13 protein-coding genes are annotated in these 12,966 nt (G+C 67.9%); 6 read left to right on the top strand and 7 right to left on the bottom strand.

The features are described 5' to 3' along the window. The first annotated feature begins 38 nt into the window (after positions 1 to 38). Positions 39 to 1,358: a GDSL-type esterase/lipase family protein gene (locus ACSFA7_RS08055; protein ID WP_435498925.1), complete on the top strand. Its 1,320-nt coding sequence runs from the start codon at positions 39 to 41 to the stop codon at positions 1,356 to 1,358. Positions 1,359 to 1,489: 131 nt separating this feature from the next. Beyond that, complete coding sequence (locus ACSFA7_RS08050) at positions 1,490 to 1,864, top strand: YXWGXW repeat-containing protein (RefSeq protein WP_435498924.1); 375 nt, start codon at positions 1,490 to 1,492, stop codon at positions 1,862 to 1,864. A gap of 43 nt (positions 1,865 to 1,907) precedes the next feature. Here ACSFA7_RS08050 and ACSFA7_RS08045 read toward each other — a convergent pair whose 3' ends face one another. From ACSFA7_RS08045 to purU, 3 genes are all read right to left on the bottom strand, one after another. Then, positions 1,908 to 3,155: a S1 family peptidase gene (locus ACSFA7_RS08045; RefSeq protein WP_435498923.1), complete on the bottom strand. Its 1,248-nt coding sequence runs from the start codon at positions 3,153 to 3,155 to the stop codon at positions 1,908 to 1,910. Next, a complete protein-coding gene (locus ACSFA7_RS08040) occupies positions 3,152 to 3,856 on the bottom strand; it encodes a DUF2846 domain-containing protein (protein WP_435498922.1) in 705 nt (234 codons plus the stop codon). The genes ACSFA7_RS08045 and ACSFA7_RS08040 overlap by 4 nt, the downstream gene beginning before the upstream one ends. 61 nt (positions 3,857 to 3,917) lie before the next feature. Then, entirely contained in the window at positions 3,918 to 4,784 is an 867-nt protein-coding gene (purU, locus tag ACSFA7_RS08035; RefSeq protein WP_435498921.1) for a formyltetrahydrofolate deformylase, read from the bottom strand. 71 nt (positions 4,785 to 4,855) lie between these two features. On the opposite strand from purU, the gene aptA reads away from it, so the two are divergent. Continuing rightward, the gene (aptA, locus tag ACSFA7_RS08030; protein WP_257865305.1) at positions 4,856 to 6,190 is read left to right on the top strand and encodes an omega-aminotransferase AptA; all 1,335 of its coding nucleotides are present in this window, start codon (positions 4,856 to 4,858) and stop codon (positions 6,188 to 6,190) included. A 22-nt stretch (positions 6,191 to 6,212) separates the two neighbouring features. On the opposite strand, the gene ACSFA7_RS08025 is transcribed toward aptA, so the two are convergent. Continuing rightward, positions 6,213 to 7,022 carry an alpha/beta hydrolase gene (locus ACSFA7_RS08025; protein ID WP_435498920.1) on the bottom strand — a complete coding sequence of 270 codons (810 nt, stop codon included), beginning with the start codon at positions 7,020 to 7,022 and terminating at the stop codon, positions 6,213 to 6,215. 148 nt (positions 7,023 to 7,170) lie between these two features. After that, positions 7,171 to 8,025, bottom strand: coding sequence for a ChaN family lipoprotein (locus ACSFA7_RS08020; RefSeq protein WP_206175841.1), 855 nt, complete (start codon positions 8,023 to 8,025; stop codon positions 7,171 to 7,173). Between the two features lie 76 nt (positions 8,026 to 8,101). Here ACSFA7_RS08020 and ACSFA7_RS08015 point away from each other — a divergent pair, with 76 nt between their 5' ends. Next, positions 8,102 to 9,175, top strand: coding sequence for an AbrB family transcriptional regulator (locus ACSFA7_RS08015; protein WP_435498919.1), 1,074 nt, complete (start codon positions 8,102 to 8,104; stop codon positions 9,173 to 9,175). A gap of 48 nt (positions 9,176 to 9,223) precedes the next feature. Here the strand turns inward: ACSFA7_RS08015 and ACSFA7_RS08010 are convergent, their stop codons facing one another. Further along, positions 9,224 to 9,502 (bottom strand): BTH_I0359 family protein, encoded by a 279-nt coding sequence (locus ACSFA7_RS08010; protein WP_041944045.1) that lies wholly within the window; start codon positions 9,500 to 9,502, stop codon positions 9,224 to 9,226. 110 nt (positions 9,503 to 9,612) lie between these two features. After that, the gene (locus ACSFA7_RS08005; protein WP_435498918.1) at positions 9,613 to 10,803 is read right to left on the bottom strand and encodes a DUF3108 domain-containing protein; all 1,191 of its coding nucleotides are present in this window, start codon (positions 10,801 to 10,803) and stop codon (positions 9,613 to 9,615) included. A gap of 131 nt (positions 10,804 to 10,934) precedes the next feature. Here ACSFA7_RS08005 and ACSFA7_RS08000 point away from each other — a divergent pair, with 131 nt between their 5' ends. After that, on the top strand, positions 10,935 to 12,008 hold the full coding sequence (locus ACSFA7_RS08000) for a fumarylacetoacetate hydrolase family protein (protein ID WP_435498917.1): 1,074 nt from the start codon (positions 10,935 to 10,937) through the stop codon (positions 12,006 to 12,008). Positions 12,009 to 12,188: 180 nt separating this feature from the next. Next, on the top strand, positions 12,189 to 12,950 hold the full coding sequence (loiP, locus tag ACSFA7_RS07995) for a metalloprotease LoiP (protein ID WP_435498916.1): 762 nt from the start codon (positions 12,189 to 12,191) through the stop codon (positions 12,948 to 12,950). Positions 12,951 to 12,966: the final 16 nt, after the last annotated feature.

Raw genomic sequence — 12,966 nt, 5'->3', positions numbered from 1 at the left:
GGGCAAGGCGGCTCCGTAAACTGAGCCGCTTTGCACGCATGAACCTCGTTTCCCGCGGCCTGTCCCGCCTTCGCGAAGTGGCACTGGCGCATTGGATCGCCGCGCTGTGCCTCGCCGTGTTGGCGGTCGGCGTGCAGGCCGTGCAGCCCGACCACCGTCCGAAGCAACCCGCCGACGCGCATTGGGTCGGCAGCTGGGCCGTGGCACCGCTGGACTTTCGCGAGCTGGCCGCGAACCCGGCCGTGGCGCACAAGCCCGCACCTGGCGGCGATCAATTCCGTGGGCAGACGCTGCGGCAGCAACTGGCGCCCACGCTCGGCGGCGAGCGCATCCGCATTCGCTTTTCCAACCGCTTCGGCAAGGCGCCGTTGCGTGTCGCGGCCGCGAGCGTGGCGCGCAGCACGGGCGGTGATGCGATTTCTCCATCGACGTTGCGGGTGCTGCGCTTCGGCGGCCGCGCGAGCCTCACCATCGCGCCCGGCGCGGAGGCGTGGAGCGATGGCGTCGATCTCAAGATCGAGGCGGGGCAAACGATGGCGGTCAGCGCTTTCTTCGACCGTGCGACGCCCTACGGCACGGTGCACCTGCTCTCCGTCGATACGAGTTGGGTCGCGCCGGGCAATGCAGTGACAGCATCGAAATTGCAGGGCGCGACAACGCTCCCGCTGAATCACATCGTGACGGGCCTGGACGTGTTGACCACGAAGTCCGTGCGCACCGTGGTCGCGTTCGGCGACTCGATCACCGCGGGTGGCGGCGAGTCCGGCGATGGCGCGTACCCCGACATGCTGGCCACGCGTCTGCGCGGCAGCCCGCAGGCGGCGCACGAGGTGTCGGTGCTCAATGCCGGCATCGGTGGCAACCGCCTGCTGGTCGATGGCATCGGCCCCCACGGGCTTTCGCGTTTCGCGCGCGATGCACTGGGGCAGAGCGGGGTGACGCACACGATCGTGCTGCTGGGTACCAACGACATCGGTCGCAGCGTGTTCCTCGGGGCGCCTGGAAATCCGGACACCGTGCACGATCTTCCGACCGCCGAGCGCATCACCGATGGGCTGCAGCAACTGGTGAAGCAGGCGCGCGCCAAGGGCATCAAGGTGCTGCTCGGCACCGTGCCGCCGTTCAGGAATACGCCGTACTGGAACGAGGGCAACGAGGCCATGCGCAACGCGGTCAACCGATGGATCCGCAGCCGGCAGGACGTCGATGGCGTGATCGATTTCGATGCCGCATTGCGCAACCCTGCGGACCCGCAGACCTTGAACCCGCAGTTCGACAACGGCGACCATCTGCATCCCAACAAGGCGGGCCACGCCGCGATGGCCGCGGCCATCGAATTGAAGGAATTGCAGGAGTGAGCGCAGCGAAGGCGCCGAAAGTACCTCAAAAGGTAGCGAAACAGCTTTACACAAGATTTCGTGTAAGGCTTACAGGGCCTTCACATGGGCCGCGCAGCATGAAGGCTCCAACCACTCATGAGGAGCCCCCCATGAAAAAACTCGCAATCACCCTTTCCATTGGTGCCGCTTCGCTGCTGTCGATGGGCGCCGCAATGACCATTCCCACGACGGCGCAAGCGCAGCCGGTGGTCATCCAGGTCGCACCGCCGCCGCCGCGTTCGGAGCGCGTGCCGCCGCCGCGCCGCGGCTATGTATGGGCGCCGGGGCACTATGAATGGAAGCGTGGGCACCATGTATGGGTCCGCGGCACGTATGTGCGCGCACGGCCGGGCTATGCGTACCGCGCACCGGAATGGCGTGAGAACAATGGCCGTTGGGAATACAACCGCGGTCGCTGGGACCGTGACGGCGATGGCGTGCCGGATCGCCGCGACAGCCGTCCGAACAACCCGAATCGCAACTGATGATGCGGCGCCCCGGCGGTGACGCCGGGGCCGCGGGATCTCTCTAGCGGATGTTGACCAGCTCGAGTGTCTCGCGTACCTGGAATGCGATGCCGCCGGCTCCCCCCCGCGTCTGAGCTTCGAACCGGACGACGCGTCCGAGTTCGGACGAGTACCAGACCTCGGCCCGGTACTTGCCGTACTGGTTGCCATAGACGGCTCCCGCATTCGCGAAGCGCTGCGTGTAGCCGCGGTACTCGATGCGCACTGCCTTCATCTCCTGGCCGCCGACTTTCACGATGGTGTCTTCCATCACCGTGGCGTCGAGTTCCATGTTGATGCGCGATCCGCCGAAGACGGTGCTGTAGCGCGTCCGCCAGGCGGCTTCTTCCTTCAGGTTCGCCTTGCCCCAGCCGCCGGGCGGCATGGCCGCATCGAAGTCGCCCGCGATGGCCGTGGTGACGCTGACGACCTCGCAACCGGGCTTCTCGATCCAGCCGCCGTTGTTGAAGCTGATGCGATCGTCGGTGGCAGGGTCCGCGCGGTAGATGACTTTGCGGTAGGTGTTGGTCAACTGGTCGTGCAGCTGGTATTCGATGACGCTCGGCCGGCCTGCTGCAAGGTTCGCGCTCGGCATGGCCGTGCCGCCGGTTGTCGCCGTGGCGGGCAGCGCGGCCAGGCGTTCGATGGCCACGCGGCCGCGCCCCGGCAGTTCGGCAATCCACGCCGAGGGCATTGCGAGATTTGCAGCGGGCGTCGTGCCCAGCAGTCCCACCAGCCGCCCCTGGGCATCGAACAGCCCGGCACCGCCAAGCCCTGCCTCGGACGCCGACGCGAGTTGCAGCGCTTCGAGTTCGCCTGCGCCGCCGCGTCGCACGCCGGCGAGCATGCCGATGCCGAGTGTGAGTTCCTTGCCTCTGGGCGCCCCGACGATGTAGAGGGGCATGCCGACCTGCAATGCCGTCGCCGGTGCCATGGCCGGGGTGGGCGGCGCGAAGTTGGCGATCCGCAACTGGCACAGGTCGCGCTCGACATCCGGAAATTCCAGCGTCGCACCGTAGCTCACGTTGTCGCGCTTCAGTGCCACCGAACTGGCCTTCGCGAGGAACTGGCAGCTCGTGACGGCCGTGCCCGGCCCAGTGGCCACGGCGCTGCCGGTGGCAAGGGTCTTGCCTTGCGCGTCGCTGGCCTGCACCACCCACACGGCAGGGGACACGCGCGCGAAGAGCGCATCGGGCGCAAGCGGGACCTGGGCCGATGCGGGAAGCGAGATCGCCAGGGCCAGTGCAAAGGGAGCGAGCAGATGTCTCATCGGGTGGGCTGCAGGAGCAGTCGGAGATCGTTGACGGGCGTCTTGGCGAAAGGCGTGGCCTCGGAGGCTACGGGGACAGGGACGCGGACGGGGTTCGGAGCGGGCGCAGCCGCCGGTTGAATGGCAACGGCCGCAGGCGCTGGCACATTCGGCGCAACCGCCGCTTGGCGTACGGGAGTCGCGGTCGCAGTCGCAGCGGCGGCTGTGGGCGTTGCAGGGAGCGATGGTGCAGCCGGCGTCGTACTCGCCGCCTTGGTCGAGACCGGCACCGTACCGCCGTAGGCCAGCGGCGGCAATGCGCTGCGGCCTTCCGTTTCGCCGACCCGCGCGAACGCCGGGCGGCCGACGAGAAAGCCGATGCCAATGCTCATCCGCACATACGCGGTCTGCTTGGGCCGCAGCACGATGTCGATGCTGCCCTCGGCCTCGGTCTGGGCGGTGGCCCGGTAGGTGCCGGCGGGTCTGTCGATGAAGAAGAAGCTGTTGGGTTGCGACTTGCCGACGACCTGGCCGTTGACCACGACCTCGGGCTGGACCGCCATACCCACGATCGAGTCGCGATAGAAGTAGATGCGGCCGTCGTTTTCGCCGAGCGAGGGGAGGCTTTGCGAAACCTCCGAGAAACGCGGCCCGGTGGCCGAACATCCGAACAGGCAGGCTGAAAGAACAGCCAGCAGGAACCCACCGAACCAACGTCGCATTGCGCCTTCTCCTCTTTTGGCGCCGGATGCTACACCCGCCTGCAGCGGCGGGTGCCGGGGGTCAGCGGAACACGACCGTCCGGTGCCCGTTCAGCAGCACGCGGTGCTCGCTGTGCCACTTCACCGCGCGGGCCAGCACCTGGCTTTCGGTGTCGCGGCCGCGGGCCGTGAGGTCTTCGACGGTGTCGGTGTGGTCGGCGCGGGCCACGTCCTGCTCGATGATCGGCCCCTCGTCGAGGTCAGCCGTCACATAGTGGGCGGTGGCGCCGATCAGCTTCACGCCGCGGTCGTGCGCTTGGTAGTAGGGCTTGGCGCCCTTGAAGCTTGGCAGGAACGAGTGATGGATGTTGATCGCGCGGCCTGCGAGGCTCTTGCACAGGTCGTTGCTGAGCACCTGCATGTAGCGCGCGAGCACCACGAGCTCGGCGCCCTCGGCTTCGATGATTTCCAGCTGCTTCGCCTCGGCCTGTGGCTTGGTCGCGGCCGTCACCGGGATGTGGTGGAACGGCACGTTGTAGCTCGCGGCCAGCTGGTAGAAGTCGCGGTGGTTCGAGATGATCGCGCGCACGTCGATGGACAGGAGGCCGCTCTTCCAGCGGAACAGCAGGTCGTTGAGGCAGTGGCCTTCCTTGCTGACCAGGATCACTGTCTTCATCGGCTCGGCGGCAGCGTGCAGCTGCAGGTTCATGCCGAAGCCGGCGGCGAAGGTCTTGAGCTCCTCGCGAAGCGCCGCTTCACCGTGGTCGCCGCAGGCGAAGCGCACGCGCATGAAGAACAGGCCCGTGCCGTGGTCGTTGTACTGGGCCGCCTCCTCGATGTTGGCGCCCCGATCGAGCAGGAAGCCCGAGACGGCATGCACGATGCCCGTGCGGTCGGGGCACGAGAGGTTCAGGATGTAGGCGGGCGAGGTAGGAGTTGGGGTCGTCATCAGGGGCGTAATTGTGGCAGGGGTGCCAGAATCGCGATTTTCCCCTCGACAGATAACCGCAGGAGCGAGACATGGCCTACCAGGACTTCAACATGGGCAACCAGTGGTTGCCCTTCACCCCCAACCGCCATTTCCAGAAAGACCCGCGCGTCTTCGTGGCGGCCGACGGCATGGAATTCACCACGCACGACGGCAAGAAGGTGATCGACGGCGTCTCCTCCCTCTGGTGCGTGGGCGCGGGCCACAACAGGAAGCCCATCAACGAGGCCATCAAGACGCAGCTCGACACGCTCGACTACGCCACCGCCTTTCAGGTCAGCAACGACAAGGCCTTCCGCGCGGCCGAGATGATCGCCGCGCTCGCCCCGGGCGATCTCAACAAGGTGCTGTTCTGCAATTCAGGCAGCGAGGCCGCGGACACCTCGATGAAAGTGGCGCTGGCCTATCACCGCGCACGCGGCGAGGGCCACCGCAACGTGTTCATCGGCCGCGAGAAGGGCTACCACGGCGTGGGCTTCGGCGGCATGTCGGTGGGCGGCATCCCGGGCAATCGCAAGGTGTTCGGCTCGGCCTTTTTGCCGCGCGTGGACCACATGCGCTTCATTCACGATCCGGTCAACCACGCCTACATCCACAACGAGGAGCCGGTGTGGGCCGAGGACCCGCTGGTCGAACTCGAGACGCGCATCCTTCCGCTGCATGACCCGAGCAACGTCGCCGCGATCATCGTGGAGCCGGTGGCCGGTTCGGCCGGCTGGTACCTGCCGCCCAAGGGCTACCTCAAGCGCCTGCGCGAGATCTGCGACAAGCACGGCATCCTGCTGATCTTCGACGAGGTCATCACCGGCTTCGGCCGCATGGGCACCAACTTCGCGTCGGACTATTTCGGCGTGGTGCCCGACATGCTGAACTTCGCCAAGTGCGTGACCAACGGCGTGATTCCGCTGGGCGGCGTGATCTGCCGCGACAAGCTCTACGACGCGATGATGAAGACCGACGCGCCCGAGCACGTGGTCGAGTTCTTCCACGGCTACACCTACTCGGGCCATCCGGTGGCCTGCGCCGCGGCCATCGCCACGCTCGACCTCTTCAAGGAAGAGAACCTGTTCGCGCGCGCCGGCGAAATGGGCAAGGTGCTGGGGGATGCGTTCCACAGCGCGTTCAAGGGACTGCCCAACGTGATCAGCATCCGCAGCCTCGGCCTCGCCGCGGCGGTGGAGCTCGCGCCCATCGCGGGCTCGCCGGGCAAGCGCGCCTTCGAGATCTTCCTGGATTGCTTCCACAAGGGTGCGCTGGTGCGGCCCGCGGGCGACGTGCTGGTGATGGCGCCGCCGTACATCGTGGAGAAGTCGCACATCGACACGCTGGTCAATACGCTGGCGGATTCGATCAAGAAGCACGCCTGAGGCGTCAGCGCCTCGGGGCAGGTTACGGGCCGACGAAGTCGGCAATGGCCTGCACCGCGGGTTGATCCAACCCGCCGAAGCCATGCGTCGCCTGGTGGCCGCAAAGGTCCCCGACCGGCTTGCCGCCGCCGAGCTTGACCACCGACTTGCGCGGCGCGCCCGAGAGCCTATCGACGACGAGCGGCAGGTCGCGCGGCGCGGTGACCGAGCAGGCATCGTCTTCGTGTTGCAGCACCAGCACGGGCACCCGGATGTCTTCCAGCGGAAGGTGCGTCACCGCCTTTCCTGACGTGAAGGCGGAGTCGCTCGAGATCGGGGAGGCGAGCACCAATCCGTCGGGTCCCGCAGGCGCTGCGCCCAGCTTCAGGGCCGCGGAAACCGCCGACTCCGTTCCACGGCTGTGGCCGATCAGCCAGACCGGCACGCCGGTCTGCTCCCTGAGCCACCTGACGGTGGCGCCGATGTCGGTGGCGTGCTCGGCGCTGTCGCGAAAACCACCGAGCCCTGAGCGCTTGTCCGAGGGCGCATCGATCACCACGACGGCGATGCCTCGCTGCGCAAAGAGGCCGCGTGTGCGAACGAGAAAGCCCTGGTCGCCCCAGCCCATGCTGCCGTTCGGAAAGAACTTCAACGATCCGTGGCCACCGGCAATCAACACGGCGGCGGCGTGCGGCTTCGCATCCGGCTCGACGTACAGCATGCGCTGCGTGATGCCCGGTCGCGTCGGAAGGTCGACGATGCTTTCCTTGGCGACGGCGTGCGCGGCCGACAGCGTCAAGAGACAGGTCGCCGCCCATCGAACGACGACGCTTCGCGCGCGTGTGAAGACCATGCAGTTCCCTCTCGTTGTTTGAATCGGCGCGGTATCTCCGCCCTTGGCCGACGTCACTATATCGACGGCCTTCAGGCCGTGTGCGCGCGTGCGAGAGATAGGAAACACGCCTCCCACCGCCGCCTTTCGGGGCCGCGGCTTCTTTCCTTCAGGAGGCGGCCGGTGCCTTGGCGGGCCGGCGCAGCTCGGCGCAGTAGTCCTTCTCGGGCAGCGGCGGCGTCAACCAGGTCTTGTCGTATTCGCCCGGCGGGGTGGTGTTCGTCGCCGAGGCCAGCAGCCGCACCGAGGCGATCTTCACGTCGTCCGGCAGGTGCTGAGGCACGCCGAGCGCGCGCACCGCGTGGCCGGCGCCGGCGATCAGCAGCACCGTCCGGCCCGGCTGGCGCGCCTTGATGATGGCCTGCGCCATGGCGCGGTCGCGGCCGACCTGGATGCGCGTCATCGGGATGATCTGCGACTCGGGCAGCAGCTTGCAGTGGCCTTCGCGCACGGCGTCCTGCTGCGCGGTGTAGGCCTCGCCGTTGAGCTGCACGTCGAGAGACACGTCGGCCATCGCATCCTTCATGCGCGCACGCGGCAGGTTGGCGCCGACGACCGGCACACCGGCGCGCACGGCCGCCATCACGGCCGGGCCGTAATTGGCCCAGGGCCAGGCCTTGTCGCTCCAGCCGAGGGCGGTTTGCACCTGGGCCTCGCTCGCGGTGGGGGCGAGTTGCGCGGTACTGCGGCCTTCCTCGGCCATTTCGAGCGCCAGCGCGGCGAGCTGGCCGCGCGCGACCAGCGCCTCGACGGTTTCGCGTTCGATCGCATGGTGCTCGGGTGCATCGTGCTGCTCGCCGAGCAGCAGCGCATCGACCGGCAGCAACGCGGAGACGCGGTTCGCGACGGGTGCATCGGGGCCGGGCGGAAAAAGGGGCGACGGGGAACACGCCGCCAATGCGGCCGCGGCCAGCAGCGGGAGCAGGAAACGTGGAGCCCGCGCGGGCCAGCGTTGAAAAGACATCGGGCCATACTATCCCTGCGGTGCATGCGCGCCGTGCCATCCATTTGCGCTTTTCCCTGTCCCTTTTTCCTCGTTCGTGCCCTTCCGTTTTCCCCTTCGCGTGCTGGCCACGCTGCTGCTCGCACTGGCCGCGGCGGGCGCCTGCCTCGCACTGCACACGCCGCTGCCCTGGATGATCGGCCCGCTGCTGGCGGTGTCGCTCGCCTCGATCGCGGGTGCGCCCACCGCCAGCTCCACGCCGCTGCGCAATGCGGGGCAGTGGACCATCGGCACCGCGCTCGGCCTCTACTTCACGCCGCATGTGGTGTCGCTGGTGGCCGGCGTCTGGTGGGCGATTGCGCTGGCCATCGCCTGGGCGCTGCTGCTGGGATGGGGCTTCGGGCGCTGGCTGCACGGGCTGCATGCCGCGCGCATGCCGCATGTGCCGCCGCGCGCCATGAGAGCCACGACTTACTTTGCCGGCGCCATCGGCGGCGCGTCGGAGATGACGCTGCTGGCCGAGTCGGCCGGCGCCCGCACCGACCTCGTGGCTGCGGCGCACAGCCTGCGGCTGGTGGTGGTGACGGTCACGATCCCGTTCGCGATGCAGTGGAGCGGGCTGCACGGCCTGGAGATCAACCCGCCCGGCGTGCGCGAGGTGAACGCGGTCGGGCTGGCGCTGCTCGCGCTGGCCACGGGCATCGGCGGCCTCGCGATGCGCGCGCTGGGCCGCACCAACCCGTGGTTCATCGGGCCGCTGCTGGTGGCAATGGGGTTCACGATCGCCGGGCAGTCGCTGTCAGCGGTGCCCACGTGGATGTCGAATGCGGCGCAGCTCGTGATCGCGGTGAGCCTGGGCGTGCGCTTCAGCCGCGAGTTCCTGCACACGGCGCCGCGCTGGCTGGGCTCGGTGGCGCTGGGCACCTTCGCCATGCTGGTGCTGTGCAGCGGGGTGGCGTGGCTGCTGGCCCAGGCGACCGGGCTGCATCCTGCCACGATGCTATTGAGCACCTCGCCGGGCGGCATCGCCGAGATGGCGATCACGGCCAAGGTGCTGCAGCTCGGGGTGCCGGTGGTGACGGCGTTCCAGGTGTGCCGGCTGGTGGCGGTGCTGTTGCTGGTCGGGCCGATGTTCCGGTGGATCTACCTGCGCAAAGCCGGCGCCCCATGAAAAAAGCGCCCGGCAGGGGCGCTTTCTTTGCGGTGGGTGGCCCGGCGCTCAGTGCACCAGCACGGGCGTGTGGGCCAGTTCGGCGTAGCCCTCGAGCGTGTCCTCGACTTCTTCCTGCGTGGGGGTGTTGAGCTGCCAGGCGGCGATCTGCTGCTGGAACAGTTCGGCCCAGGAACCGTCGAGGTACACCTCCTTGCCCGAGCGCTTGTCCACGATTTCGAATCCGTGGCGCTCCAGCACCGGCACATTGGGCTTCGCGGGCTCGTCGCCTTCATTCGGCTGCACGTGCACGACGACGAAGGACTCCGAGTCGTAAAGCATGTTCATGGCGGGCCCAGTGAGGATATCGATGGCGTTCATAACGGGTTAGATAGCAATCAACGCGCCAGTTTCAAGAACAGTTGTCGCTGGACGGTTAACTTGTGAGCCTTTTTGCCTCAATTGGCGGGGCCTTCGGGTAGGGGTTTGCGCAATTGGGCGTCAGCGAAGTCGCCGTTTGCCTCGGTTTGCTTGATGCGGACGGGCAGGTAGCCGTACTTCGGTGCCAGCCAGAGCTCCAGTCTCCGGTCGAATTCCTTGCGGGGCGTGCGGGTGAGCTTGCGCGCGGTGTATTCGCCGGCCGGAAGCTGCAGCTTTTCCTCGTCGCCGACCACGAAGACCCAGACGTCGCCGTCGCGCACGCCCACGGTCTGGACCGAGATCCGGGTGCCCGCCGGATAGCGGTCGGGGCTGGCGGCCAGCAGGCCGCCCAGTTGCATCATGACGCTCATGCGGTCCTGTGCGCCGGGTTGCAAGGGCACGCTCGGGGCGTTATTGCTGAAGATGATCTGCCCCTGGTCGCGCACGAAATGCGAGGCCACCTCGGCCTTGCGGCTCTCCGAATAGCGCTCGGGCTCCAGGCCCGAGGGGCCGATCTTGCCGGTGCTGTGCCAGTTCAGCAGCGTGAAGAACACCGCCTTGAGCGTGAGCCGCCCGTCGTAGCGGCTGCCGTCCTGCAGCCAGACCAGTTCGCCGAACACGCCGCGCTGCGGGGAGGCGCCGGTCTGGCCCGTGGCTTCGAAATCGAGGGTGACGGAGCCGGGAATCCGCAGCGCCTGGGTGCCGGCGATGGTGCCGGAGGCTTCGCTGCCGGCGGCCGCCGTGCCGCCCGGGGTGCCGCTTCCGGCGCCGGCGGCGGCAGGCGCGGCTTCCGGGGCGGGTGCGCTGGCGGGCGCTTCGGGCGGCGTTGCTCCTGAATCGGTAGCAACCTGCGCCGTCAGGTCGGGCGTTTCCGGGGCGGGCTGCGATGACGCGTCCGGTTCGGGATAGGGCTTCGGCTTGGGCGGCGTCGGCGCGCGCGGGCGACGGGGCTTCGCGGGCGCCGCCGGCTTGGCCTCGACCGGCGCGGCGGCAGGCGCCGGTGCCGCGGGCTTGTCCGCCGCGGGCGGCGCGATCACGATGGTCCGGGTGATGAACTTGTTCGCAAGCGGCGAGGGCTCCGGCCCGATCGCCATCGGCGCCACCCCGAGCACCAGCAGGTGGACCAGTGCGACCGCCAGCGTCAGCCCGACCAGCACCCGCCAGGACGGACGCCCGGGCAGGCCCGTGGACAACGAAGGCAGCGAAGAAGGGGCGACGAGCGTCGACATCAGGTGTGGAGTGGGCGTTTGCACGGAGGTTCAGGAAGACCACCTCGGTAAACTGCCGCCCGTTCAACCAGTTTAGTGGGAGCGGCGCCCGGCCTTCGTGTCCGCCCGTGTCCCTCATCACGCACCGCATCATGAAACTCGCCACCCTGAAGGACGGCTCGCGCGACGGCCAGCTCGTCGTTGTCTCGCGCGACCTCACGCTCGCCCACTACGCCACCGGCATCGCGAGCCGGCTGCAGCAAGTGCTGGACGACTGGGGCTTCATGAGCCCGCAGCTGCAGGACCTGTACGACGCCGTCAACACCGGCCGCGCGCGCCATTCGTTTCCCTTCGACCCCGCGATGTGCATGGCGCCGTTGCCGCGCGCCTACCAGTGGGCCGACGGCTCGGCGTACATCAACCACGTCGAGTTGGTGCGCAAGGCCCGCGGCGCCGAGGTGCCCGAGAGCTTCTACACCGACCCGCTGATGTACCAGGGCGGCAGCGACGACTTCCTCGGCCCGGTCGACGACGTGATCGTGCCCAGCGAAGCCATGGGCATCGACTTCGAGGCCGAGATCGCCGTCATCACCGGTGACGTGAGGATGGGCGCCACGCCCGACCAGGCGCTCGACGGCATCCGCCTCGTGATGCTGGCCAACGACGTGAGCCTGCGCAACCTGATTCCGGCCGAGTTGGCCAAGGGCTTCGGTTTCTTCCAGAGCAAGCCCGCCACCGCCTTCAGCCCCGTGGCCGTGACGCTCGACGAGATCGGCGAAGCCTGGCAGGACGGCCGCGTGCACCTCGCGCTGCAAAGCAGCTGGAACGGCCGCAAGGTGGGCATGTGCGACGCCGGCCCGGAGATGACCTTCCACTTCGGCCAGCTCATCGCGCACATCGCCAAGACGCGCAACGTGCGCGCCGGCAGCATCGTCGGCAGCGGCACGGTGAGCAACAAGGGCGTCGAGAGGAAAGACGGCCAGATGGATTGGCCCAAGGGCTATTCGTGCATCGCCGAGAAGCGCTGCATCGAGACCATCCAGACCGGCGCGCCGGTCACCGAATTCATGAAGTTCGGCGACACGATCCGCATCGAGATGAAGGGGCTGGACGGGCGCTCGCTGTTCGGGGCGATCGATCAGGAGATCGTGTCGGTGAATGGCAGGCCGAAGGAGGCGCCGGTGTCGTTGGTGAAGCCGCAGACCGAGGACGCGGCCGAAGACTGAGGGCATGGCGGCGGTACGTCGCGCGCCACTGCTTGCCGGTGTCGCTCGGGCCGGTTTGCGATGGCTATGATCCAGCGGCTGCCCTGACGCGTCTCATCGCGTCTTCATCGCACCGGGCAGCGCGTCCGGCGGCTGCGCTCCGCGGCCGCCATTGATACCAATAAAAACCGGGAGTATTCCATGCGTTATTTGCCTATTGCCGCCGCCGTTGCGGCCTTCGCCCTTGTCGGTTGCGAAACCATGAAGAACGCCGATACCGGCGCGCTCGCCCAGGCGGGTGGTTCGGCCTTCAAGGCCATGTCGCTGAGCGACGCCGAGGTCAGCACGATGTCCGATCAGTCGTGCGCCGCCATGGACCAGAAGAACCAGATCGCGCCCGCCGGCAGCCGCTATGCCACGCGCCTGAACCAGGTCATCAAGCAGATGCCCACCACCGTCAACGGCAAGACGGCCAACTACAAGGTCTACATGACCAAGGACGTGAATGCCTGGGCCATGGCCAACGGCTGCATCCGCGTCTACAGCGGCCTGATGGATCTGATGAACGACGATGAACTGCGTGGCGTGATCGGCCACGAGATCGGCCACGTGGCGCTGGGCCACTCGAAGTCGCGCATGCAGACCGCCTACGCCGCCTCGGCCGTGCGCGGACTGGCCGGCGCCGCCGGCGGGGTCGCGGCCCAGCTGTCGCAGTCGCAGGCCGGCGACCTGGGCGAGAAGTTCGTCAATGCGCAGTTCTCGCAAGCCAACGAAAGCGCGGCCGACAACTATTCCTTTGACCTGCTGACCGAGCGCAAGCTCGATCGCAAGGGCCTGGTCACCGCCTTCGACAAGCTGGCCAAGCTCAGCGGCGGCGCCACCGGCAGCTCCATCATGAGCTCGCATCCGCCGTCGGCCGATCGCTCGGCGCGCATGCAGAAGCGCCTGGACGCCGCCAAGTAAGCAAAGAGAGAAGGGG

Origin of the sequence: Variovorax trehalosi, assembly GCF_051216415.1 — a bacterium.
Lineage (GTDB): Bacteria > Pseudomonadota > Gammaproteobacteria > Burkholderiales > Burkholderiaceae_C > Variovorax.
The sequence above is the reverse complement of the archived record's forward strand: the minus strand, read 5'-3'. Positions and strand labels throughout refer to the sequence as shown.

Excerpts from the sequence above, each read along its gene's own strand:
- ACSFA7_RS08055 (WP_435498925.1), top strand. The coding sequence starts at position 39 with ATGAACCTCGTTTCCCGCGGCCTGTCCCGCCTTCGCGAAGTGGCACTG.
- ACSFA7_RS08050 (WP_435498924.1), top strand. The coding sequence starts at position 1,490 with ATGAAAAAACTCGCAATCACCCTTTCCATTGGTGCCGCTTCGCTGCTG.
- ACSFA7_RS08045 (WP_435498923.1), bottom strand. The coding sequence starts at position 3,155 with ATGAGACATCTGCTCGCTCCCTTTGCACTGGCCCTGGCGATCTCGCTT.
- ACSFA7_RS08040 (WP_435498922.1), bottom strand. The coding sequence starts at position 3,856 with ATGCGACGTTGGTTCGGTGGGTTCCTGCTGGCTGTTCTTTCAGCCTGC.
- purU (WP_435498921.1), bottom strand. The coding sequence starts at position 4,784 with ATGACGACCCCAACTCCTACCTCGCCCGCCTACATCCTGAACCTCTCG.
- aptA (WP_257865305.1), top strand. The coding sequence starts at position 4,856 with ATGGCCTACCAGGACTTCAACATGGGCAACCAGTGGTTGCCCTTCACC.
- ACSFA7_RS08025 (WP_435498920.1), bottom strand. The coding sequence starts at position 7,022 with ATGGTCTTCACACGCGCGCGAAGCGTCGTCGTTCGATGGGCGGCGACC.
- ACSFA7_RS08020 (WP_206175841.1), bottom strand. The coding sequence starts at position 8,025 with ATGTCTTTTCAACGCTGGCCCGCGCGGGCTCCACGTTTCCTGCTCCCG.
- ACSFA7_RS08010 (WP_041944045.1), bottom strand. The coding sequence starts at position 9,502 with ATGAACATGCTTTACGACTCGGAGTCCTTCGTCGTCGTGCACGTGCAG.
- ACSFA7_RS08005 (WP_435498918.1), bottom strand. The coding sequence starts at position 10,803 with ATGTCGACGCTCGTCGCCCCTTCTTCGCTGCCTTCGTTGTCCACGGGC.
- ACSFA7_RS08000 (WP_435498917.1), top strand. The coding sequence starts at position 10,935 with ATGAAACTCGCCACCCTGAAGGACGGCTCGCGCGACGGCCAGCTCGTC.
- loiP (WP_435498916.1), top strand. The coding sequence starts at position 12,189 with ATGCGTTATTTGCCTATTGCCGCCGCCGTTGCGGCCTTCGCCCTTGTC.